Origin of the sequence: Brevundimonas sp. SL161 (genome assembly GCF_049896985.1) — a bacterium.
In the GTDB taxonomy this organism is placed as follows: domain Bacteria; phylum Pseudomonadota; class Alphaproteobacteria; order Caulobacterales; family Caulobacteraceae; genus Brevundimonas.
Window position 1 is genome coordinate 25649 of the sequence record NZ_JAFCVJ010000021.1, and the last position, 21815, is coordinate 47463.

A 21815-nucleotide genomic window follows, 5' to 3' on the forward strand; every position below is an offset into this window, starting at 1 on the left:
GTGTCTGTCTTACTTCTTCTTGCCGGCGATCGGCTTGGCGGGACCCTTGCGGGTGCGGGCGTTGGTGTGCGTGCGCTGGCCGCGGACCGGCAGGCCCTTGCGGTGACGCAGGCCGCGGTAGCAGGCCAGGTCCATCAGACGCTTGATGTTCATCGACGTCTCGCGGCGCAGGTCGCCCTCGACGGTATGATCCTTGTCGATGGTCTCGCGGATCTGAAGGACTTCGGCGTCCGTCAGTTGGTTGACGCGGCGGGCGGCTTCGATGCCCACCTTGCCCACAATGTCCTTGGCGGCGGCGGGGCCGATGCCGTGAATGTACTGAAGCGCGATTTCCACGCGCTTGTTGGTCGGGATGTTGACGCCAGCAATACGGGCCACGTAGCTCTCCAGATGCGCATGATCAGACGCAGAAACCGCTCCGGTCAACAGACCAGGAGCGTGCGCGTCTTTCGCGGAAGCCGGCTTTATACAGGTGATTCAGCTTCCGTCAACCAGCGCTGTGACGGGTTCCGCCTCGGGGGCAGCCGGAAACGCCATGGCGACGATTTTCCAGCGTCCATCGACGGGTCGCCCACCCTGCTGTGGTGGCAGAAAGCGAAACTCGCGCGATCGCAGGAGGGCGGCTCTGCGATAGCCGGAGGGGCGCGGATGCTCTCCTATCACGCGGCAACCCGTCAGCCGCTGATCTAGACGTATCCGGCAACGCAGAATGACATGAGACTGACCGGCTTGCACCAACGCGGCCGACTGCACGTCCTGGGTGATGACCGCGCCGGCGGGTCCCTCGATGAGGACCGCATCCCTGCTCCCGGCCGCACCAGGCCCTGGTCCGGCCCCTATGCCGTCGCCGCTTACCGTCCCCGCCCCCGCCGATGACGACGGGCTGATCAGGGGCGCGAAGCCCAGCACCAGAGGCTGGAGGGGCGCGGGTTCAATAGGTGCGGTCAGCTCCACCGCATCCAGACGGGGTTCGGGCGCAAGATGGAGGGTCGAGGGGGCGGAGGCCGCGCCGCCACTGGAGGTCGGACTGTCGGAATCGGGGTTCGGCTTCATCGCGGGTCGCATCAGGACAACGTCGAATGCCCGGGTCGTCACCTCCGGGAGGACGGGAACCACACTGACGCCCAGCCAGATCAGCACGGCGACGTGAAGGGCCGTCACGGCGGCGCCGATTGCGGCTCGCCTGCGACGCTCGACATTGACCGCCCCGTTGACCGCCGCGCCGCCGTTCATCGCGCCCGTCCCTTAATTCCGAGAACGCCGGATGCTGGATCTCGGCGGCGAGACGGTCAAGTCCCCGGTCAGCAGTGCCAACAGGCCTCCGCACCTATCGGGCTGCCCGGTGGCGTGGGAGTCTCGACCCGGTTTGCCTCCAGCAGTTGATCCAGGCGTTCGCGATCCTGCAGCAGGGCGCCGAGCCAGCGGTCGTGCGCCCGCTGCACCGGATCAGCGGCGCGGGAGGCCGCCAGCCGCCCGGCCAGCGTTTCCAGCCGGTCGGAGACCACGGCGGCCGTGGTCGCCGACACCGCACCGGACCGCAGCAGACCGGCCAGGGTCAGGGCCGTGCGAGCCTGGACACGGCGCGCGGGCTCGCCAAGGCGACCGGGAGCGGGCGCGAACACGGCCGTGGTCAGGCTGTCGATCGTCTCGGCGAGACCCAGGGCGGCCGGATCGCGGCGCCCCATGTCTGTGAGCCGCTCGACGCGTTGGGGCGCGAACAGGGCCTGAAGGGTGACGTCCGCCGCCGCCTCCGCCGCGCTGCCGGCGTCGAAGTTCCGGCCCTGGCGCGAGGCGAAGACCTCGATGTCGTGCTGCGGGTCGCTATCGCCCGACTGCTGGGCCGCCAGCAGGGCCAGAAGCGGGTCAGGCAGGTCGAGTTCAGCGGGCGACAGGGTCCCGATCAGGCCCGCCAGGGCCGCGCGCTGGATCGCGGCCGGAACCGCCGTCGCCGCTTCATGCCCGTCGCCGACGATGGGGTAGGCATAGTCCACGCCCGCCACCAGCTTGGCCACCGCGTCGACCTGGTAGCGGTGATACAGATAGATCGGCACCAGCCGCCGCCTCAGATCATTGACGGCCGAGCCGGCGGGCAGGTTGTCGGGTCCGAAATGTTCCAGGGCGACGCGGCGGACCTGCATAAGGTGATCCAGTTCGGCGACGGGGTCGGCGCCGTTGTCCCACAAACTGCCCCAGGCCTGGGCATCGCCGCCAATACGGGCGTCCGGATCGGACACGAAACGCCAGGTCGCCGCCCCTGCTGCGGCCCGGCGGTCCAGTTCAGCCTGACTGACATCGGCGTAGAGCCAGTCGATGGCGAACCGGTCCCAGCCGCCCATGCCGACCGAATAGGCGTCCGTGAAGTCCAGGCGGTCACCGTTCACCGCGACCTGGGGAACCGGATAGTCCATCACCGAGGCTCGATCCTGCGTCGAGGCGGCGAAATTGTGCAGCAGGCCTATGGCGTGGCCCACCTCGTGCGCCGACAGCTGGCGAATGCGGGCGAGCGCAATGGCCTGCGGATCGTTGGGGCCGCCCGCGCCGGTCTGGCCGGCGCCGACGAGACCTTCGAAGATCAGCATGTCCTGGCGGATGCGGAGGGAACCCAGAAGAACGCTGCCCTTGACGATCTCGCCCGTGCGCGGATCGACGACGCTCTGGCCGTAGGACCAGCTGCGCGTCGCGCGGTTGACCCAGTTGATGACATTGTAGCGGGCGTCGAGCGGATCGACGTCCTCGGGCAGGACCTCGACGCGGAAGGCGTCGATATAGCCGGCTCGGTCGAAGGCGTCGGCCCACCACATGGCCCCATCGACCAGGGCCGAGCGGATCGGCTCGGGCGCGGCGCGGTCGACGTAGAAGACGATGGGCTCGACCACGGTCGAACGGGCCGCAGACGGATCGGTCTTCACCAGCCGGAAGCGGTTGGCGAGGCGGCTGACAATCGGCTCGTCCAGCGGCGCGGAGAAGTCGGTCACGATAGTGCTGATCGCACCGGTGCGCGGATCATAGGGGCGCGGCGCATAGCCAGCGTCGGGCAGGCGGATGAAACTGTGGCGCACGGTGAAAGTCACCAGCCGAGCATCCGGCGCGATCTGGCGCAGCACCGGGCCGGGGCCATCGACGGAGAAGGTCAGCCGGGCCTCCATCTCGACATTGTCGGGGAAGGACTTCGCCTGCGACGCATCGACCATCGTCAGGTCGGCGACGGGACGCAGCGTCCCCTGCCCTGCCAGCCCCTGGACGATGCCGTGGGCGTCGCGGGTCACGAAACCGGAGATGTCGATGAGGACAGAACCGTCGGGCGCCGTGGCGACCACGTCCCCCGCCCAGATGGTCGAGCCGACGAAGGCGTCGCGCGCCGCCGCCTGCTCCTCGGCCGAGCCCGCCGGCGCGCGATAGCGGGGGTTCTCGAATTCGGCGACGACGCGTTTGCCGACACGGCGGAAGACAAGGATGTTGGTCGCCCCGATCTGTGCCCGGTCCAGCCCGGTTACGGCCGAGCCGACGCCGGTTCGCAACGCCGTGTGATGGATAACGCGCGCCAGAGTCCCGTCCGCTCCGGGCGCGGGCAGTTGCAGCAGAAGCTTGCCGGACGCCGCATCGGTGAACAGGGTCAGGAGGCCGTCCTGCCGCGTCAGGCCCTCGACACTCTCGGCATAGCTCACGGGGGTCGTTTGGGCGATCACGACCGAAGGGGCCATGCCGCCCATGGTCAATACCAGAGCGATCGCCGTCGCCGTCCCGCCGAACCTGAAAGTCATGGTCGCCCCCAACGCAAAATCTGCGCCCCATCTGGGGGTGATTGGGGAGCGGGTGTCAAACCGCCGGGGCTCTACTGGCGGCCGAAGTTGACCGTGACCGTCACGCGGAACCCGTCCACCGGCCGTCCCGATGCCGTCGTCGGCGGGCGGAAGCGGAAATGGGTCTCGGCGATCCGGACGGCGGCCTCACCGAAGCCGAAGCCGCCGGGAGATTCATCGACGACCCGGCAGCCCTCGAGTCGGGTGTCGGCGCGGATCACACAGTTGACCGCGCTTCGGCCCGACCGCCGCTGTCGCCTGGCTTCGGGCGGCACGAAGGCCAGGATCTCACCATTCGAGGCGCCTCGCAGGATGATCGGCCCCGAGCCCGAGCCCGGCCCCTCTCCTTCGCCCGTTCCTGATCCCGTCCCGGTCCCCTGCCCGCCCTGACCGAGGCCTGAGTTCAGACTGGCGGTAGGCGAGGCTCCGACGACCAGCGTCGGAGCGGCCGCGGGCGTCGGCGGGGCGACGGGCAGTTCGGGCGGAACCTCGGGAGGCTTGGGCGTGACATGGACGCGGGACGGCGCTGCGGGCGCGCCGCCGCCGGGAGCGACCTCGACCAGCGCGGGAGGCGGAGGCGGCGGTGGTGTGATGGGGCGGAACAGCTCGACGTCGATCGGCGTGCGCATGGGCACATCGATCGACTCAACCTGTCCCATGCCGACGGCGGCGAACAGGCCGGCATGGACCAGGACGACCAGCGCCACGGCGCCGGCCCGGGCCGCACTGCGGGCTCGCGGAGAGGATGGAGGATGTAACACGGCCGCTTCTACCATGCCCGGCTGAACGCGCAGGAATGCCGAAGGCTCAGCTCCGGTTCAGATCAGGACGCGTCGAGTGCGGTGTCGATGGCAATAGCCACCGTCTCGATCGAGCCCATGCCATCAACCTCGGTCAGCAATCCCTTGTCGCCGTAGTAGGGCAGCAGGGGCGCGGTGTTGCGGTTGTAGGCGTCCAGACGAACCTTGAAGCTCTCCAGATTGTCGTCCGGACGGCCTTGTTCGGCAAAGCGTTTGGAAATCCGATCCGTCAGGGCTGCGTCATCGACCTTGAGGCGGACAACCCGATCGATCTGCTTGCCCATCTTGGCCAACATGGCGTCGAGCGCCTCGGCCTGGGCGATCGTGCGCGGGAAGCCGTCGAAAATTGCGCCTCCGGCGTCTTCGGCTTCCTTCAGTCGGGCCTCGATCAGGGCGATGACGATGTCGTCGGCGATCAGACCGCCTTGCGCCATGATCTCCTTGCACTGCTGACCCAGTTCCGAGCCGGATGCGATCGCCACGCGCAACATGTCGCCGGTCGACAGCTGGACCATGCCGCACTGCTCGACCAGCCGCTTGGCCTGGGTGCCCTTGCCGGCCGCAGGGGGCCCGAACAGGATCAGGTTCATGTTCAGGCCCCTCCCCGGGCGCTCGGGCTCAAATCACGCAATGCGCGACAGCCCATCACAATGCTGGCTTAGCGGCGAACGGGCGTAGGCGCGCCTCGGCCGCCACGACCCCGCAGTCGGGCCTTCTTGATCAGGCCTTCGTACTGGTGAGCCAGCAGTTGAGACTGGATCTGAGCCACGGTGTCCATGGTCACCGACACGACGATCAGGATCGAGGTGCCGCCGAAGTACAGACTGTTGCCCATCTGGGCGACCATCAATTCCGGCAGGAGGCAGACGGCCGTGATATAGGCAGCGCCGATCACGGTCAGGCGGGTCAGGACGTAGTCCAGATATTCCGCCGTGCGCTTGCCCGGACGGATGCCCGGCAGGAAGCCACCGTACTTCCTCAGGTTCTCGGCCGTGTCTTCAGGGTTGAAGGTGATCGAGGTGTAGAAGAAGCAGAAGAAGATGATCAAGCCGGCATACAGCAGCATGAACAGCGGCTGGCCATGGGTCAGCTGGGCGGTCACGAAGGGCAGCCAGCTCATCCATGCCGGCAGGTCGGCCGTGGCGGTCATCTGGGCGACCGTGGTCGGCAGCAGCAGCAGCGACGAGGCGAAGATCGGCGGGATGACCCCGGCGGTGTTCACCTTCAGCGGCAGGAACGAACGCTCGCCCCCGGCCATCCGGTTGCCTTCCTGGCGCTTCGGATACTGGATCAGAAGACGGCGCTGGGCGCGTTCCATGAAGACGATGAAGACGATCGTGGCCACGGCGAGGACGGCCAGGAACAGGAGGCCGAACGCTGAAATCTGACCCTGCTGGGCCAGCCCAAGCATCCGGGCGACGGTGCCCGGCAGAACCGCGACGATACCGGCGAAGATGATCAGCGAGATGCCGTTGCCGACCCCGCGCGCTGTCACCTGCTCACCCAGCCACATCAGGAACATGGTGCCGCCCGTCAGGGAGACGACCGTGGTGGCGATGAAGAAGATGCCGGGCTCGTCAATCAGGCCGGGCTGGGCGTTGAGGCCCGCCGCGATGCCGAACGACTGGGCCAGAGCCAGGAACACGGTCAGGTAACGGGTGTACTGGTTCAGCTGCTTGCGGCCGCTTTCGCCGCCTTCTTTTTTCAGCTTCTCCCACGGCGGATACACACTGCCCATCAGCTGGACGATGATCGAGGCCGAGATGTAGGGCGTCACATTCAGCGCGAAGACGGCCATCCGTTCCACGGCGCCGCCCGAGAACATGTTGAACATGTCCAGGACGCCGCGCTGTCCGTCCGGATCCTGGAAAAACTGCAGGAAGGCGGCGGAGTTGATGCCCGGGATCGGCACATAGGTACCGATGCGATAGACGAGAAGCGCGCCAAGCGTGAACAGCAGACGCTTGTGGAGCTCGGTCGCCTTCGCGAACGAGCCCATGTTCATATTGGCGGCGAGTTGTTCGGCGGCCGAAGCCATATGTCGTTACCCCGACTTGTCAGTACGCTGCGTCCGATCCGCTTTCGAATCCGACGCCTTCGTCCAGATAGGCGAAGGGCGGCCCCTTAGCGAGACCGCCCCCCACGCTTTATTGGATTAAGCCTTGGCGGCCGTGCGGGTCGTGCGAGCCGAGATCTTGTTGGCATCGCCGCGCGGGGCCTTGGCAGCCGGAACCTTGCCCTTGGCGAGGTTGCGCTTCTCGACGCGCGCAGCGGCCTTGGCTTCAGCAGCGATCCGCTCCTGCACGACCGAGCCGCCTGCGGCTTCGATCGCCTTCACGGCGCCGGCCGAGGCCGACCAGACGACCAGGCTCAGCTTGGACTTGACCTCGCCGGTGCCCAGCAGACGGACGCCGTCCTTGACGCGACGGATCACGCCGGCGGCGACCAGGGCGTCGCCCTTGATCTCGCCCTTGATCTCCAGCTTGCCGCCGTCGATGGCGTCCTGCAGGCGCCACAGGTTCACTTCGGCCAGCTTGAGGGCGTTAGGATTGTTGAAGCCGCGCTTGGGCATACGCATGTAAAGCGGCATCTGGCCGCCTTCGAAGCCGCCGATGGCGACGCCCGAACGGGACTTCTGGCCCTTGACGCCGCGACCGGCGGTCTTGCCCTTGCCCGAACCCGGGCCGCGGCCGACGCGCATGCGCTTCTTGTGGGCGCCTTCGTTGTCGCGAATTTCGTTCAGTTTCATGTGCCTGATCCTTTCGGGTGCTAGCGCCCGCTGTATCAGCGGACTCGGCTTGTTGGTCTCGGTCGTCTCCCTCCCCGTCCGGGGAGGGTGGTCGGCGAAGCCGACCGGGGGGGAACGGCAAGGCGAGCCAGGCCCAAATCTCTAAGGGACGCGCGCTATAGCGGCTCCCCCGACAGCAGTAAAGGCGGCTCGCCGAGCCGCCCCCACCCGGTCGCCCGAGGGCGACCTGCCCTCCCCCGAGGGGGAGGGAGATACAATCGGCTTACTTTTCGACGATCTCGGTCAGGTGGGCGACCTTGGCGATCATCCCGCGAACCGAAGGGGTGTCTTCCAGCGTGGACTCGCGGCCCATGCGGTTCAGACCCAGGCCCACCAGGGTGGCGCGCTGATCGTTCTTGCGGCGGATCGGCGAACCGGTCTGCTTGACGGTGACCGTCTTGGCTTCTGACTTGGCCATGCTCAGGACTCCACGGCTTCAGGCGTCGAGGCGCCGTCGTTGCGGCGGCCCATCAGGTCGGAGACCTTCTTGCCACGCTTCGAGGCGACCTGGCGGGGCGAGGACTGAACTTTCAGCGCCTCGAACGTCGCCCGGATCATGTTGTAGGGATTCGACGAGCCCGTGGACTTGGCGACCACGTCGGCGACGCCGAGGGTCTCCAGGACTGCACGCATCGGACCGCCCGCGATCACGCCGGTTCCCGGAGGAGCCGCGCGCATCATGATCTTGCCGGCGCCCCAACGGCCGTTGCCGTCGTGGTGCAGGGTGCGGTTTTCGCGCAGGGGAACGCGAATCATCGTCTTCTTGGCTTCTTCGGTCGCCTTGCGGATGGCTTCCGGCACTTCGCGCGCCTTGCCGTGACCGAAGCCCACGCGTCCCTTGCCGTCACCGACGACCATCAGGGCTGCGAAGGAGAAGCGACGGCCGCCTTTGACGGTGGCCGCGACGCGGTTGATGTGGACCAGCTTTTCGACGATGTCCGAATCCGGACCGTCGGCGGCAGGGCCGTTGCGGTTGTCGCGACGATTGCGGTCGTTGCCGCCGCCGCCGCGTTGAGGTGCTTGCGCCATCTGTGCGGTCCTTAGAAGTTCAGGCCGGCTTCACGCGCGGCATCCGCCAGCGCCTTCACCCGTCCGTGATAGATGTAGCCACCGCGGTCGAAGACCACATCGGTGACGCCCTTCTCGATGGCGCGCTGGGCGACCAGCTTGCCAATCGCGGCAGCCGCCTCGACGTTGGAGCCCTTGGACGTCCCGGCCTTGTCGCCTTCCAGCGACGAGGCGGAAGCCACGGTGATCCCCTTGAGATCGTCGATGATCTGGGCCGAGATGTTCTTGTCCGAACGATGCACGGACAGACGCAGGCGACCGTTGCCCATCGCCTTGAGCCGGCGACGGTTGCGATCGGTGCGGCGGACGGCTTTTTGCTTGAGAGTCGTTGCCATGACCTACTTCTTCTTGCCTTCCTTGCGCCGCACCTTCTCGCCCGAATAACGGACGCCCTTGCCCTTGTAGGGCTCGGGGGGACGCAGCTTGCGGATGTTGGCGGCCAGTTCGCCGACGACCTGCTTGTCGTTGCCGGAGATGCGGATTTCGGTCTGCTTGGGCACGGTGAAGGTGACGCCGGCCGGGGCCTTGACGTCAACTTCGTGCGAGAAGCCCAGTTGCAGCGACAGGTCCGAACCCTTCAGGGCGGCGCGATAACCGACGCCGACCAGTTCGAGCACGCGCTCGAAACCGTCCGTGACGCCGACGACCATGTTGTCGACCAGAGTGCGCGACAGACCCCACATCGCGCTGGCGCGTTGCGAGTCGTTACGGGCGACCAGGTTGATCTCGCCGTCTTCAAACTTGACCTCGATCTCGTCAGCGACGGTCCAGGAGCGTTCGCCCTTGGGACCCTTCACCGAGACGGTCTGGCCGTCGATGGTGACCGTGACAGCCTTGGGCACCGTGATGGTGCGTTTTCCGATACGGGACATCTTTAGTAGACCCTGCAGAGGACTTCGCCACCGACGTTCGCGTCGCGGGCTGCGGTGTCGGACATGACACCCTTTGAAGTCGAAAGGATCGAGATGCCCAGACCGTTCTTGACCGGCTTCAGGTCAGTGATCGCCGAATAGACGCGGCGGCCCGGTTTGGACACGCGAGCGATCTCGGCGATGACCGGCTGGCCGTCGAAGTACTTGAGCTCGATCTCGAACTGCGGGAATTCGCCGGGGTTCTGAACCAGCGAATAGCCGCGGATGTAGCCTTCGTCCTGCAGCACGTCGAGGACGCGCTGGCGCAGACGGGAGGCCGGGGTGAGCACTTTGGAACGCTTGCGCATGGCCGCGTTCTTCATGCGAGCGATCATGTCGCTCAGGGGATCGTTGATCATCATGTCTGTTCGCTCCCCTTACCAGCTGGATTTCGTCAGGCCCGGGATCTGTCCCAGGTTGCCGAGTTCGCGCAGCGCGATCCGGCTCATCTTGAGCTTGCGATAGAAGGCCCGCGGACGGCCCGTCACTTCGCAGCGGTTGCGGATCCGGACGGCGGCCGAGTTACGCGGCAGCTCGGCCAGCTTCAGGCGGGCGTCGAAACGCTCTTCCAGAGGCAGGCTCTCGTCGTTGGCGGTCGCCTTGAGGGCGGCCCGCTTCGCGGCATACTTCGCAACAAGGGCTTTCACCATCTCGTTGCGGTTTACGGCGCTTTTCTTTGCCATTTTGCTTTTCCCTTCCCGCTCAGTTCTTCACGAACGGGAACTTGAACTCGGTCAGAAGCGCGCGCGCCTCGTCGTCTGTCCTGGCCGTGGTGCAGACGATGATGTCCATGCCCCACATCTGGTCGATCTGGTCGTAGTTGATCTCGGGGAACACGATGTGTTCCTTGAGGCCCATGGCGTAGTTGCCGCGACCGTCGAACGACGTCGGCTTGAGACCACGGAAGTCCTTCACGCGCGGCAGGGCGATCGTGATCAGACGGTCCAGGAACTCGTACATCTGGTCGCCGCGCAGGGTGACCTTGCCGCCGATGACCATGCCTTCGCGCAGCTTGAAGCCGGCGATGGAGTTGCGGGCCTTGGTCGGCACCGCCTTCTGGCCGGCGATGGCCGTCAGATCCTTGAGGGCCGCATTGGCCTTCTTGGAGTCGGCGACGGCTTCACCGATGCCCATGTTCAGGACGATCTTGTCCAGACGCGGCATCTGCATCGGGTTGGTGTAACCGAACTTCTCGGTCATCACGCCCTTGATGCGGGTGTTGAACTCGTCCTTCAGACGAGGGGTGTATTTGGTATCGGCCATCAGATGACGTCTCCCGTCGTCTTGGCGAAGCGAACCTTCTTGTCGCCTTCCATGCGGAAGCCGACGCGGCTCGCCTTGCCGTTGGCGTCGGCGATCGCGACGTTCGACAGGTGAAGCGTGGCTTCCTTGTTCTTGATTCCGCCCTGGGGGTCGCCTTGGGTCGGACGCGTGTGGCGCTGGACCATGTTCACGCCCTGGACCAGGACGCGGTTTTCGGTCGGCAGCACCTTGGTGACTTCACCGGTGCGGCCCTTGTCCTTGCCGGCGAGGACGACGACGCGATCGCCCTTTTTGATCTTGGCGGCCATGACTACAGGACCTCCGGAGCGAGCGAGATGATCTTCATGTGGTTCTTGGCGCGCAGTTCACGGGGAACCGGGCCGAAGATCCGCGTGCCGACCGGCTCGTTCTGCTTGTTGACGATGACGGCGGCGGACTTGTCGAAGCGAATGACGGAACCGTCCTTGCGCTGGATGTCCTTGGCGGTGCGCACGACGATGGCGCGAACCACTTCACCCTTTTTGACGCGGCCACGAGGAATCGCTTCCTTGACCGAGGCGACAATAGTGTCGCCCACCGAGGCGTAGCGACGCTTAGCGCCGCCGAGCACCTTGATGCACATGACCCGGCGAGCACCCGAATTATCGGCTATTTCCAGGTTAGTTTGCATCTGGATCATAGTGTCAGATCCCTCTGATTACGACGCCGAGGCCGGGGTGTCCTTCGAGAGGACCTCCCAGCGCTTCAGCTTGGACTTCGGGGCGCACTCACGGATGCGGGCGATGTCACCTTCCTTGAAGGCGTTCGCTTCGTCGTGGGCGTGGTACTTCTTGGAGAGGCGCACGATCTTTTTCATGACCGGGTGCAGCAGCGTGCGTTGGACGACGACGACGACGGTCTTGTCGCCCTTGTCGGACACGACCACGCCTTCGAGGATTCGCTTGGGCATAGTGTTTCCTTACGAGGCCGACCGCTTCTCACGCAGAAGCGTCGAGATGCGGGCGATGTCTTTGCGCACTTCACCAACGCGGTGAGTTTTTTCCATCTGGCCGGTGGCGGCCTGGAAGCGCAGGTTGAACTGTTCCTTTTTCAGGGACAGCAGCTGGTCGCCCAGCTGATCGGGGGTCTGGACCCGGAGGTCGGCGATCTTGGTCATGCGCCTACGTGCTCCACATGGGCGACGCCGGCGTCGAGGCGGGTGACCACCTTGGTGCGGACCGGCAGCTTGGCGGCGCCCAGACGCAGGGCTTCGCGAGCCACGTCGTCGGCGACGCCGTCGATTTCAAACAGGATCCGGCCCGGGTGGCAGCGCGCCGCCCAGTGATCCACGGCGCCCTTGCCCTTGCCCATGCGGACTTCGGCAGGCTTGCCCGAGACGGGAACGTCCGGGAAAACGCGGATCCAGACACGGCCCTGACGCTTCATCTGGCGGGTGATCGCGCGGCGGGCCGCCTCGATCTGACGCGCAGTGATGCGTTCCGGCTCAAGCGTCTTCAGGCCATACGAACCGAAGTTCAGCGAGAAGCCACCCTTGGCGGCGCCGTGGATACGGCCCTTGAAGGCCTTCCGGTACTTGGTTTTCTTAGGCTGCAGCATTTTCCCTAGCCCTCACGGCCACGGCGGGGACCACGGTCACCGCGCGGGCCACCACGTTCGCGGCCTTCGTTGGACGACGGACCGGCGGCTTCCAGAGCCCAGCGCTTGTCCTGGGCCATCGGATCGTGCTCGAGCACTTCACCTTTGAACACCCAGACCTTCACGCCGATGATGCCGTAGGTCGTCTTGGCCTGAATGAAGCCGTAGTCGATGTCGGCGCGCAGGGTGTGCAGCGGCACACGGCCTTCGCGATACCATTCCATCCGCGCGATTTCGGCACCGCCGAGGCGACCCGACACGTTGATGCGAACGCCCTTGGCGCCGAGACGCATGGCCGACTGCATGGCGCGCTTCATCGCGCGGCGGAACGCGATACGGCGTTCCAGCTGCTGGGCGATGTTCTCGGCAATCAGCTGGGCGTCGGTTTCGGGCTTGCGGACCTCGACGATGTTCAGGTGAACTTCGCCTTCGGTACGGGCGGAGATGTCCTTGCGGAGCTTCTCGATGTCAGCGCCCTTCTTGCCGATCACGACACCCGGACGGGCGGCGTAGATCGTCACGCGGCATTTCTTGTGCGGACGCTCGATGATGATGCGCGACACGCCGGCGGCGTTCAGGCGTTCCTTGAGCCACGTGCGCAGCTTCAGGTCCTGGTGCAGCAGACGGGCGTAGGTCGGGCCGTCGGCGAACCAGCGGCTGTCCCAGGTACGGTTCACGCCGAGGCGGAAACCGATCGGATTGATTTTCTGACCCATATCAGGCGGCCTCGCCGGCTTCACGGACCACGATAGTGATCTCGCTGAACGGTTTCAGGATACGCGACGAGCGGCCACGAGCACGGCTCGCGAAACGCTTCATCACCAGGTTCTTGCCCACGAAGGCCTCGGACACGATCAGGTTGTCGATATCGAGGTTGTGGTTGTTCTCGGCGTTCGAAACCGCCGAATACAGAACCTTGCGGACGTCGTCCGAGATGCGCTTGCGGCTGAACTCGAGTTCGTTCAGCGCCTTTTGCACCGGCAGACCACGGATCGACTGGGCAACCAGGTTCAGCTTCTGAGGGCTGATCCGGACGTTCACCAGTTTGGCGCGGGCTTCGGTCGGACCGACGCGGCGTGTGTTGTTCGTCTTTGGCATCTTACTTCCGCTTCGCCTTCTTGTCCGCGGCGTGGCCGGGGAACGAACGGGTGGGCGAGAACTCGCCCAGCTTCATGCCAACCATGTCCTCGTTCACATGCACGGGGACGTGCTTGTGACCGTTGTGGACGCCGAAAGTCAGGCCCACGAACTGCGGCAGGATGGTTGAGCGGCGCGACCAGGTCTTGATCACGTCCTTGCGGCCCGACGTCGAAACGGCGTCGGCCTTCTTGAGCAGATACCCGTCGACAAACGGGCCTTTCCAGGAGGAGCGAGCCATCTTTAGCGAGCCTTCTTGAGGTGACGGCTACGGATGATGAAACGATCCGTAGACTTGTTCTTGCGGGTGCGCGAACCCTTGGTGTCCTTGCCCCACGGCGTAACCGGGGTACGACCGCCAGAGGTCTTGCCTTCACCACCGCCGTGGGGGTGATCGACCGGGTTCATGGCGACGCCGCGAACGTGCGGACGGAAGCCCATGTGACGGACGCGACCGGCCTTGCCCATGTTCTGGTTCATGTGGTCGGCGTTAGAAACGGCGCCCACCGTGGCCATGCAGCCGTCCAGAACCATGCGCAGTTCGCCGGAGCCGAGGCGGATCTGGGCGTAGCCCTGATCGCGACCGACCAGCTGGGCATAGGCGCCGGCCGAACGGGCCAGCTGGGCGCCCTTGCCCGGCTTCATCTCCACGCAGTGGATGATAGTGCCGACGGGGATGGAGCGCAGCGGCATGGCGTTGCCAGGCTTAACGTCCGTCTTTTCGCCGGCCACGATCGTGTCGCCCGCCTTCAGGCGTTGCGGCGCGACGATGTAGGCCTTTTCGCCGTCCTCATAGGTGATGAGGGCGATGAAGGCGGTGCGGTTGGGGTCATACTCCAGCCGCTCGACGGTCGCGGTCTGGAACTTGCGACGCTTGAAGTCGATCTTGCGATACAGGCGCTTGGCGCCGCCGCCGCGGAAGCGGACAGCGATGCGACCGCCCTGACCACGTCCGCCCGACTTGGTCAGGCCTTCGGTCAGCGACTTTTCGGGACGGCCCTTGAAGAGCTCCGAACGGTCGATCAGCACCAGGGCGCGACGGCCCGGCGAAGTCGGATTGTATGTTTTCAAGGCCATCTGATCAGAGCCCCGTGGTGACGTCGATCGACTGGCCGTCGGCCAGCGTCACGATCGCTTTTTTGATGTCGACCCGACGGCCCATGATGCCGCGGAAGCGCTTGGTCTTGCCCTTTTGGACCAGGGTGTTGACCTTCAGGACGTTGACCTTGAACAGGCTTTCGACCGCAGCTGCGATCTCGTCCTTGGTCGAGGTTCCGGCAACGCGGAACACGACCTTGTTTTGCTCCGACAGGATCGTCGCCTTCTCGGTGATGATCGGCGACAGGATGGTGTCGTAGTGTTTGGCGGTGGGTTGGGCAGCCATTACGCGGCGTCCTTCTCGGCTTGCTCGCGACGCGACGGCTTGAAGTCGGCGTAGCGGGCTTCGATGGCTTCGACGGCGGCCTTCGAGAGGACCAGCTTGTCGGCGCGCAGGATGTCATAGACGTTCAGGCCGGCGTTCGGCAGCACGTGGATCTGCGGGATGTTCCGCGAGGCCAGCGCAAAGTTCGCGTCGACTTCGGGACCGGCGATGATCAGCGTCCGGGTCCAGCCCAGCTTGCCGAAGGTCTCGCGCAGAACAGCGGTCTTGGCGTCCTTGACCGTCAGGGCGTCGACGACGACCAGGTCGCCCGACTTCGCCTTGGAAGACAGGGCGTGACGCAGGGCCAGGGCGCGAACCTTCTTGGGAAGGTCGAAGCCGTGATCGCGGACGATCGGGCCGAAGGCGCGCGAACCGCCGACGAACTGCGGTGCACGGCGCGAACCGTGACGAGCGCCGCCGGTGCCCTTCTGCTTGTACATCTTCTTGCCCGTACGAGAGTTCTCGTTGCGGGTTTGAACCTTGTGGGTGCCGGCGCGGCGCTTGGCCAACTGCCAGTTGACGTAACGGGCCAGAAGGTCGCCGCGAATGTCGGTGATGCCGAAAACGGCGTCCGACAGTTCAACGTCGCCCAGGGCCTTGCCGTCGAGGTTGATGCTCGAAAGTTTCATGCTTCACCGCCTTCGACGGTCTCGACCGCTGCCGGCTCTTCAGCAGGCGTTTCGGCCGGAGCGGCTGCAGCGCCGCCCTTGGTCTTGAACGAGCCGGGGAACGGCAGGTCGGCGGACGGCTTCTTGTGCGCGTCGCGAACCTTGACCCACGAGCCCTCGTGGCCGGGGACCGCGCCCTTGACCAGGATCAGGCCGCGCTCGGCGTCGACACGGACGATGGTCAGGTTCTGGGTGGTGATCGTCTCGTTACCGAGCTGACCCGCCATCTTCTTGCCCTTGAACGTCTTGCCCGGGTCCTGGCGTTGGCCGGTGGAACCCAGCGACCGGTGCGACACGGACACACCGTGCGACGCCCGCAGACCGCTGAAGTTCCAGCGCTTCATGCCGCCCTGGAAGCCCTTGCCGATCGTCTCGCCCTGGATGTCGACCTTCTGGCCGACCACGAAGTGGTCTGCCGTGAGGGTCGCTCCGACGTCGATCATGGCGTCGTCCGACACGCGGAACTCCATGACGACGTGCTTGGGCTCGACTTCCGCCGTGGCGAAGGTCGTGCGTTGAGCCTTATTCGTATTTTTTGCCTTCTTGGCCCCGGCGCCCAGTTGCAGGGCGACGTAGCCGTCCCGCTCCTGAGTGCGTTGGCCGACGACCTGACAGTCGTCGAGCTGAAGCACAGTGACCGGAACGTGCGCGCCGTCTTCGGCGAACACGCGGGTCATGCCCAGCTTCTTGGCGATCACGCCCGTGCGCATATCGGATCCCGCCTTTGTTTCTTTAAATCTTGATCTCGACGTCCACACCGGCGGACAGGTCGAGCTTCATGAGCGCGTCCACGGTCTGCGGGGTGGGGTCGACGATGTCGAGGACACGCTTGTGCGTGCGGATTTCAAACTGCTCGCGCGACTTCTTGTCGACGTGCGGCGAGCGGTTCACGGTGAACTTTTCGATCAGGGTCGGCAGCGGGATCGGACCACGTACAGTGGCGCCCGTGCGCTTGGCCGTATTCACGATTTCGCGCGTCGAAAAGTCGAGGACGCGGTGATCGAAGGCCTTGAGCCTGATGCGGATGCTTTGATCCATATCGGTCGTATTTCCCAAGCAGGCGAACCTGCGTCCCTGTGAACCATTTCAAAGACCGGAGGCCTTCAGGCACGAATGCCTTCAGAGTACGCACGTCCGCAAAAACGATCGGCCCACGCAGTCGCCCGCGAGAGCCGTTGAAGTCCCAGGTCGCTGCAAAGAACAGGTCCGAGGTCGTTCCTGCGGACTGCGTCTGCGGTTTCCCGCACAGCCAGTCCAACAAGAGTTGGCGCTTATGACGATTGATTCCGTTTTGGTCAAGCGGCCCGGACCGTTACGGGCGACTTTCTCTCGTTTCGGAGACGAGCAGTTCGCCGGTCAACTCCCGTTTGATAGTAAGACGGCCCGGGCGGTTCCACTCGCCCGGGCCGCCTCCTTGTCAGCAGACTGAGTTCAGGAGGCTCAGTTGCCGATGCGCACGCGGCCTCCGCCCATGACGGATTGGGAGACCGAGCCGGTGACCCGGCCCACGCGGACGTCGCCGCCGCCCAACAGGCTGGCGTCGACGCTCGCCGCCGTGCCTGTGACCGTGATGTTGCCGGAGCCGGCGATGGAGGCGTCGAGAGGCCCGGCGTCGCCGGTCACGATGATGTCGCCCGAGCCCGCGATGGAGGCGTCGACCGAGCGCGTACGGCCGCTGTTGACGCGAATGTCGCCCGAGCCGCTGATGGCGGCGTCGACGTCGCCGGTGGCCCCGGCGACGGTAATCGTGCCCGAGCCGCTGACGGAAGCGTCAAGCTCGCCCGTCGCCCCGGCCGTGATGTCGCCCGAACCGCTGATGGAGGCTTCGAGGCTGCTCGAGGTCCCGGCGCGGATGCTGCCCGATCCGCCGATCGACAGGTCGGCCGAGCCCGCGGTGTTCGCCACGGTCCAGTCGCCGCAACCGCCGCTGCCCAGTTCGATCGAGGCGGCGCCGCGACCGATGGAGCCGAACACGGCCGAGTCTTCGGTGGAGATGTCCACGGCCGGCGGGGTGCGGACGACGATCAGGGGAGCGGCGGACAGGTTGACCCGGCCGTGCTCGCGCACCTCCACGGACGCGCCCTCCCCAGGCTGACGGGCGTCGGCGGGGCCGCTTTCGCAGCGGCGAAAGGCGCGACGGCCGAGGTTGCCGTTGATGCGGACCTCGTCGCCGTTGCGGGTCACGGTCGGCAGGGGCAGGCCGCCCGAGCCCGGCTCGATCTCGACGGCGATGTCGGTGCGGTTTTCGACGATCACCACCACGCGGGCGGCGGCGTAGCGAATGCGGACTTCGCGGTCGGCCCTGGCCGAGGCCGGGGCTGCGGCGCCGAGGGCGGCCAGCAGGGCGACGGATGCGGCGGCGGTTACGAAAGCTCTCATGACGTGGTTCCTCTCCAAGGCTTGAAGCGAACCTGACCCCGGGATGAACGGAAGTCAGTTTAACTCGACGTCATGACCTCGAATTAATCCGGGCCCAAGTTTTCCCTCCCACTCGGGGGAGGGTGGTCGAAGCGTAGCGGAGACCGGGTGGGGCCGGCTTGGCGAGGCCCCCGCACAGGGCTGCACTCGTTCGCTCTGCCGCCCCCACCCGCTCGCTACGCGACCCCCCTCCCCCGAGTGGGAGGGAAAAGTCTGTCACGCCTGCAAGGCCCCTGCCCCGTCGGCGGCGCCGACGTCCGGGGTGAAATCGCGCTCGAAATGCTCGATCCGGCTCTTGAGGCCACCGACGCGACGCAGGGCCAGAGACGCGGCCCAGCGGGCGGCGAGTTCGGGTGTAGACATGGCGTCGGTGAACCGCGGACGCCCTCCCCGGCTGCGGATCACGGCATTGGTGTAGATGGCCCCGTTGCGGAACCGCGTCGGCCAGGTCTGGAAATCCATCGACAGGCTGACGCAGAACCTGTCGAGATTCTCGACCCGGTGCGGCGCATAGAGCGGCCAGGTCAGGGCCTCGCCGGGCTCCAGATCCATGACCTGGGCGTCCGCCTCGAAGGCGCGGGTGTAGGGCAGTTCCTCGGTCGTCTGGCGGGCCACGACCTGCTCCATCGCCGTCTCCGGCAGATGGGTCTCGTCACCCGGATAGATGAAGAGGCGTTTGCGGCCGCGCAGGTGGAACAACACCACCCCGGCGGCGTCGAAATGATAGGGCACCCTGGCGACCGGCGACGAGATGATCAGCTGGCCGGCGTTGGTCACAGCCTTCATGCCGGGATAGGTGGCCTGGATCGTGGCGAACTCGCCCATGGCAGCCTGCCACAGGTCGGGACAGCCGGCCTCGGCCTGACGCAGGTTGACCCACAGACGCCCGGCCTGGACCGCCGCCAGAAGCTGGTCGCCCGACAGGCCGCTGCGCGCGCCGGTGCGCAGGCTGACCTGCCCCTCGTCGTCGTAGTCGTACAGGTTGATGTCGAACAGGTCGGCCGGATAGCGGTGCAGGATCTGAGCCAGCGCCTCGTCGGTGGCGAAGCCCTGGTCGACGAGGGCGTGCGGGTGCTTCTTCGCCTGATCGATCGGGCCGGGATAGCGGGTGCGCCGGGTCTGGCTGGGGGTCTGGCTCATGCTCATCTCGATCAGGCGGCCTGGGGGGCGCTCTTGACCTTCTTCATGGCCGCGCCGGCGGCGGCGACCGCACCCATCAGGCGGTTGGCGGATGTGGTCTCGCAGGCCTCAATGGCGGCCCAGCGACGCCGTACGCTGGTGCGCAGCCGCTCGCCCTGCCCACCCGCGGCGGTGTTCAGGAGGCCCACGGCCGCGTCAGACAGCATGGAGCCGACGCCTGGCTTCACGATCACCGCCTCGCGCACCGTCTGGGTCGCGTTGCAGAAATATTTCTTGTAGCCCTCGCCGCCGAAGCCGAAGTCGAAGACCCGGAACCCGGCATCGCAGCCCAGCCGCATCGTATCCATGGTCAGGAGGATGCCGGGCGAGCAGCGCGCCAGCGCAGGCTCATAGGCCGGGAACCAAAAATGGTAGCGGTCGCCGGCGTGCAGCGAATATTCGATGGCGGTCAGCCTGTCCCCGGCCCACAGCGCCGCCATCGAGGCGCCGAAATCCTCGTGCTCCGAGGCCATCAGGGCGTGCAGCAGATCGCGGGTCCAGCCGCAGGCGAAGATGTCGTGCCGGCCCGTGCGGGCATACTGGTCGCGCTTCAGCCCGATCAGCTGATCCAGCAGCGCCGGATCGGTCAGGCCGCGCTGGACCCGGATCGGCCCCAGCTCGGCCTCGAGGCTGCGGCGCGCCCGTTCCTTGTCCTTGAAATATTTGCCCCAGGTCTGGCGACGCTCGACGTACCAGACGTCGAACCCCTCCTCGGGCGTGACCGTCATCAGGGTGTCGCGCGGCTCACCGGCGCCCGACGGTCCGACCCAGGCCGAGACGTTCAGCCGGGGCGCATTCAGCAGGGCCGCGACAGTCGCCAGCGACGGCGCCTCGCCCGGCATGGCGATGACGCCGTGATAGTCATTCATGGGCGCCCCGAGCGGCTGGATCGCCGATCCGCGCCGCTGGTGCGGGAAATAGCCGATGGTGCGCCCGCCCCGGCTGAAAATCGCCACGGCGGCGTTGGGGCTGATCCGGGCGGCGATCTCGGTGAACTCCCAGCGAAAATAGGGGCTGGCGAGATCGGGGTTGGCCTCGACCATGGCGCGCCACAGCACCCGGTCCGCGACCGTCAACTGGTCCGCCTTTACGACCTCGATCTTTAGCGTTCCGGGCATGCAAGTCTCCGACCCACGCCCATGAGCAAGGCGCGTTCCTGTCTCAGGTCTAGCCCACCTCCCGTTTCGCGACGGTGTAATGGCATGGTGAACAAAAGCCTCCCTTGGAGCCGCCGCGCGTCTGGGGCGTTGTGTCGGCCATCAGGAGCTTGAGCATGACCGACCCCGCCCGACCGCCGCGCCAGACCGAGGACGAGAACCAGCGCCCAGCCGGCGACGGCCAGCCGCCGCGGCCCGCGACCGAACCCGTGGGATCGAATGGATCGAGCAACTCCGGCGAGACGGCGACGGATCCTGCGACGGGCAAGCCGAACGGGTAATGGCGTTACCGGGGCCCTGTCTTCTCATCGTCGCGTAGCGACGGGGAGGTGGATTCGGAGCGAAGCGGAGGAGACGGTGGGGTCCTCGCCGCACGAAGACCCCCTCCGTCCGCTCGCGAAGGGCTCGCGTCAACCTCCCCATCGCTACCCGACAGGGAGGAGAAATCCGCGTCGTCCACTTCGCGTGGCTTCACGCGCGCCAACTCGCCATCCCGGGTGATGTGGACCCCCCTGACCGGGCCCTGGTCTTCGAGGCTCTCCGCGAATTCAGAGTCCAGATAGTTCCTAGAGTCCGGCTCGGCCTCCTCGGCCTCGATATCGCGGGCGCGCTGGCGGATGTGGTACTTGCGGACCTCTTCCTCCTCGGCCCAACGGCGCAGTTCGGCCTCGCGGACCTCGATGATCTCGGCAACCTTGTGCCAGCGCATGAACTCGGCCGAATCCCCGCGCAGGACCGCGCGCATCATCCGCCCCTCGGCGACGCCCGACAGTTCGCCCCATTCGATCAGGTCGAGATTTCCGCAAATACGCTCTTCGAGAATACGGCCCTCGTCCCAGGGATCGAGCGACTGAGGTGAGATCCAGGGCTGGTCCGAGCGCCGCCAACCCTCGCGAGCCGCCCGGTTTCGCTAGGCCGACAGGCTCACACCGTGCCGCCGGCAGCAGTCGGGCCCCGACAGACCGGCGAGATAGTCCGCCTTCACCGTCTCCCAGACCTCCTCAGGAACGACCTGTCGGCCGGTGTTTGTCGCCTGATCATCCATATCCGCGCCTCCGCAAAAGGACCGGACAGTGTGAGGCCGTTTCAGGGGGTGATGGGTATAAGGGCTTTAAATAGAGCCGGGTGTTGTTTCGATTGAGGAAATCGGACCATCCGTTGATGGGTATGGCAGGTTCCCTTCTCCCCTTGCGGGAGAAGGTGGCAGCCGAAGGCTGACGGATGAGGGGTCGTACCGGCGGCTGACAGGAGGGTTGGCTGGGCCGACTTCGAGCATCAGCGTGACCCCTCATCCGCCCCTGCGGGGCACCTTCTCCCGCAAGGGGAGAAGGGAAAGAAAAAGGCCCCGCCGGATTGCTCCAGCGGGGCCTCATTCAACTTAATCCATCGCTGGACCGTCGTATTCGCTACTCGAGGATCTTGGCGACGACGCCGGCGCCGACGGTGCGGCCGCCTTCACGGATGGCGAAGCGCAGGCCCTGGTCCATGGCGATCGGGGTGATCAGTTCGACGTTCAGCTCGGCGTTGTCGCCGGGCATGATCATCTCGACGCCTTCCTTCAACTGAAC

33 protein-coding genes and 1 pseudogene are annotated in these 21815 nt (G+C 66.0%); 1 reads left to right on the top strand and 33 read right to left on the bottom strand.

What is annotated here, in order from left to right; all coding sequences use genetic code 11:
* Positions 1-9 precede the first annotated feature (9 nt).
* The 30 genes from rpsM to ACP7AU_RS13730 form a co-directional block, all read right to left on the bottom strand.
* A complete protein-coding gene (rpsM, locus tag ACP7AU_RS13585; protein ID WP_425991014.1) occupies positions 10-378 on the bottom strand; it encodes a 30S ribosomal protein S13 in 369 nt (122 codons plus the stop codon).
* A gap of 99 nt (positions 379-477) precedes the next feature.
* Entirely contained in the window at positions 478-1233 is a 756-nt protein-coding gene (locus ACP7AU_RS13590; RefSeq protein WP_426051755.1) for a hypothetical protein, read from the bottom strand.
* A gap of 68 nt (positions 1234-1301) precedes the next feature.
* Entirely contained in the window at positions 1302-3761 is a 2460-nt protein-coding gene (locus ACP7AU_RS13595; RefSeq protein WP_426051756.1) for a zinc-dependent metalloprotease, read from the bottom strand.
* A 71-nt stretch (positions 3762-3832) separates the two neighbouring features.
* Entirely contained in the window at positions 3833-4561 is a 729-nt protein-coding gene (locus ACP7AU_RS13600) for a TonB family protein (RefSeq protein WP_426051757.1), read from the bottom strand.
* A 62-nt stretch (positions 4562-4623) separates the two neighbouring features.
* A complete protein-coding gene (locus ACP7AU_RS13605) occupies positions 4624-5190 on the bottom strand; it encodes an adenylate kinase (protein ID WP_426051758.1) in 567 nt (188 codons plus the stop codon).
* 68 nt (positions 5191-5258) lie between these two features.
* The gene (gene secY, locus ACP7AU_RS13610) at positions 5259-6638 is read right to left on the bottom strand and encodes a preprotein translocase subunit SecY (protein ID WP_426036012.1); all 1380 of its coding nucleotides are present in this window, start codon (positions 6636-6638) and stop codon (positions 5259-5261) included.
* A 117-nt stretch (positions 6639-6755) separates the two neighbouring features.
* Entirely contained in the window at positions 6756-7349 is a 594-nt protein-coding gene (rplO, locus tag ACP7AU_RS13615; protein WP_426036014.1) for a 50S ribosomal protein L15, read from the bottom strand.
* 262 nt (positions 7350-7611) lie between these two features.
* Positions 7612-7806, bottom strand: coding sequence for a 50S ribosomal protein L30 (gene rpmD, locus ACP7AU_RS13620; RefSeq protein ID WP_425990979.1), 195 nt, complete (start codon positions 7804-7806; stop codon positions 7612-7614).
* 2 nt (positions 7807-7808) lie between these two features.
* The gene (gene rpsE / locus ACP7AU_RS13625; RefSeq protein ID WP_303697172.1) at positions 7809-8417 is read right to left on the bottom strand and encodes a 30S ribosomal protein S5; all 609 of its coding nucleotides are present in this window, start codon (positions 8415-8417) and stop codon (positions 7809-7811) included.
* An 11-nt stretch (positions 8418-8428) separates the two neighbouring features.
* Positions 8429-8791 carry a 50S ribosomal protein L18 gene (gene rplR / locus ACP7AU_RS13630; RefSeq protein ID WP_303697171.1) on the bottom strand — a complete coding sequence of 121 codons (363 nt, stop codon included), beginning with the start codon at positions 8789-8791 and terminating at the stop codon, positions 8429-8431.
* A gap of 3 nt (positions 8792-8794) precedes the next feature.
* Complete coding sequence (rplF, locus tag ACP7AU_RS13635; protein WP_426036016.1) at positions 8795-9328, bottom strand: 50S ribosomal protein L6; 534 nt, start codon at positions 9326-9328, stop codon at positions 8795-8797.
* Positions 9329-9330: 2 nt separating this feature from the next.
* The gene (rpsH, locus tag ACP7AU_RS13640; RefSeq protein ID WP_303697169.1) at positions 9331-9729 is read right to left on the bottom strand and encodes a 30S ribosomal protein S8; all 399 of its coding nucleotides are present in this window, start codon (positions 9727-9729) and stop codon (positions 9331-9333) included.
* 15 nt (positions 9730-9744) lie between these two features.
* Positions 9745-10050 carry a 30S ribosomal protein S14 gene (rpsN, locus tag ACP7AU_RS13645; RefSeq protein ID WP_131249458.1) on the bottom strand — a complete coding sequence of 102 codons (306 nt, stop codon included), beginning with the start codon at positions 10048-10050 and terminating at the stop codon, positions 9745-9747.
* 19 nt (positions 10051-10069) lie between these two features.
* Positions 10070-10630, bottom strand: a complete 561-nt coding sequence (rplE, locus tag ACP7AU_RS13650; protein ID WP_303697168.1) for a 50S ribosomal protein L5 — start codon at positions 10628-10630, stop codon at positions 10070-10072.
* Positions 10630-10938, bottom strand: coding sequence for a 50S ribosomal protein L24 (rplX, locus tag ACP7AU_RS13655; RefSeq protein WP_425990986.1), 309 nt, complete (start codon positions 10936-10938; stop codon positions 10630-10632). Before rplX ends, rplE begins: the two co-directional genes overlap by 1 nt.
* Positions 10939-10940: 2 nt before the next feature.
* Complete coding sequence (rplN, locus tag ACP7AU_RS13660; RefSeq protein WP_426051759.1) at positions 10941-11309, bottom strand: 50S ribosomal protein L14; 369 nt, start codon at positions 11307-11309, stop codon at positions 10941-10943.
* A gap of 18 nt (positions 11310-11327) precedes the next feature.
* The gene (gene rpsQ / locus ACP7AU_RS13665) at positions 11328-11579 is read right to left on the bottom strand and encodes a 30S ribosomal protein S17 (RefSeq protein ID WP_303697165.1); all 252 of its coding nucleotides are present in this window, start codon (positions 11577-11579) and stop codon (positions 11328-11330) included.
* 9 nt (positions 11580-11588) lie between these two features.
* Entirely contained in the window at positions 11589-11786 is a 198-nt protein-coding gene (rpmC, locus tag ACP7AU_RS13670; protein WP_303697164.1) for a 50S ribosomal protein L29, read from the bottom strand.
* On the bottom strand, positions 11783-12226 hold the full coding sequence (rplP, locus tag ACP7AU_RS13675) for a 50S ribosomal protein L16 (RefSeq protein WP_303697163.1): 444 nt from the start codon (positions 12224-12226) through the stop codon (positions 11783-11785). The genes rpmC and rplP overlap by 4 nt, the downstream gene beginning before the upstream one ends.
* 5 nt (positions 12227-12231) lie before the next feature.
* Positions 12232-12981, bottom strand: a complete 750-nt coding sequence (rpsC, locus tag ACP7AU_RS13680; protein ID WP_303697162.1) for a 30S ribosomal protein S3 — start codon at positions 12979-12981, stop codon at positions 12232-12234.
* 1 nt (position 12982) lies between these two features.
* Positions 12983-13363 carry a 50S ribosomal protein L22 gene (gene rplV, locus ACP7AU_RS13685; RefSeq protein WP_303697161.1) on the bottom strand — a complete coding sequence of 127 codons (381 nt, stop codon included), beginning with the start codon at positions 13361-13363 and terminating at the stop codon, positions 12983-12985.
* Between the two features lies 1 nt (position 13364).
* Positions 13365-13643 carry a 30S ribosomal protein S19 gene (gene rpsS, locus ACP7AU_RS13690; protein ID WP_013268924.1) on the bottom strand — a complete coding sequence of 93 codons (279 nt, stop codon included), beginning with the start codon at positions 13641-13643 and terminating at the stop codon, positions 13365-13367.
* A gap of 2 nt (positions 13644-13645) precedes the next feature.
* Positions 13646-14479, bottom strand: a complete 834-nt coding sequence (gene rplB, locus ACP7AU_RS13695; protein WP_303697160.1) for a 50S ribosomal protein L2 — start codon at positions 14477-14479, stop codon at positions 13646-13648.
* Positions 14480-14483: 4 nt separating this feature from the next.
* Complete coding sequence (locus ACP7AU_RS13700; protein WP_298158548.1) at positions 14484-14786, bottom strand: 50S ribosomal protein L23; 303 nt, start codon at positions 14784-14786, stop codon at positions 14484-14486.
* Positions 14786-15454 (bottom strand): 50S ribosomal protein L4, encoded by a 669-nt coding sequence (gene rplD / locus ACP7AU_RS13705; protein ID WP_426051760.1) that lies wholly within the window; start codon positions 15452-15454, stop codon positions 14786-14788. Before rplD ends, ACP7AU_RS13700 begins: the two co-directional genes overlap by 1 nt.
* Positions 15451-16203: a 50S ribosomal protein L3 gene (gene rplC / locus ACP7AU_RS13710; protein WP_426036021.1), complete on the bottom strand. Its 753-nt coding sequence runs from the start codon at positions 16201-16203 to the stop codon at positions 15451-15453. Before rplC ends, rplD begins: the two co-directional genes overlap by 4 nt.
* 22 nt (positions 16204-16225) lie before the next feature.
* A complete protein-coding gene (gene rpsJ / locus ACP7AU_RS13715; protein ID WP_003164367.1) occupies positions 16226-16531 on the bottom strand; it encodes a 30S ribosomal protein S10 in 306 nt (101 codons plus the stop codon).
* 402 nt (positions 16532-16933) lie between these two features.
* Entirely contained in the window at positions 16934-17872 is a 939-nt protein-coding gene (locus ACP7AU_RS13720) for a GIN domain-containing protein (protein ID WP_426051761.1), read from the bottom strand.
* Between the two features lie 255 nt (positions 17873-18127).
* Positions 18128-19051 (bottom strand): cupin-like domain-containing protein, encoded by a 924-nt coding sequence (locus tag ACP7AU_RS13725; RefSeq protein WP_426051762.1) that lies wholly within the window; start codon positions 19049-19051, stop codon positions 18128-18130.
* Positions 19052-19062: 11 nt separating this feature from the next.
* Positions 19063-20208: a GNAT family N-acetyltransferase gene (locus ACP7AU_RS13730; RefSeq protein WP_426051763.1), complete on the bottom strand. Its 1146-nt coding sequence runs from the start codon at positions 20206-20208 to the stop codon at positions 19063-19065.
* Positions 20209-20363: 155 nt separating this feature from the next.
* Between ACP7AU_RS13730 and ACP7AU_RS13735 the strand changes: the two genes are divergently transcribed.
* Positions 20364-20528: a hypothetical protein gene (locus ACP7AU_RS13735; protein ID WP_426051764.1), complete on the top strand. Its 165-nt coding sequence runs from the start codon at positions 20364-20366 to the stop codon at positions 20526-20528.
* A gap of 5 nt (positions 20529-20533) precedes the next feature.
* Here the strand turns inward: ACP7AU_RS13735 and ACP7AU_RS13740 are convergent, their stop codons facing one another.
* From ACP7AU_RS13740 to tuf, 3 genes and pseudogenes are all read right to left on the bottom strand, one after another.
* Complete coding sequence (locus tag ACP7AU_RS13740; RefSeq protein WP_426051765.1) at positions 20534-20992, bottom strand: hypothetical protein; 459 nt, start codon at positions 20990-20992, stop codon at positions 20534-20536.
* 165 nt (positions 20993-21157) lie between these two features.
* Positions 21158-21292: a hypothetical protein gene (locus ACP7AU_RS13745; RefSeq protein ID WP_426051766.1), complete on the bottom strand. Its 135-nt coding sequence runs from the start codon at positions 21290-21292 to the stop codon at positions 21158-21160.
* Between the two features lie 361 nt (positions 21293-21653).
* Positions 21654-21815, bottom strand: a pseudogene (gene tuf / locus ACP7AU_RS13750) (elongation factor Tu); the annotation flags it as partial.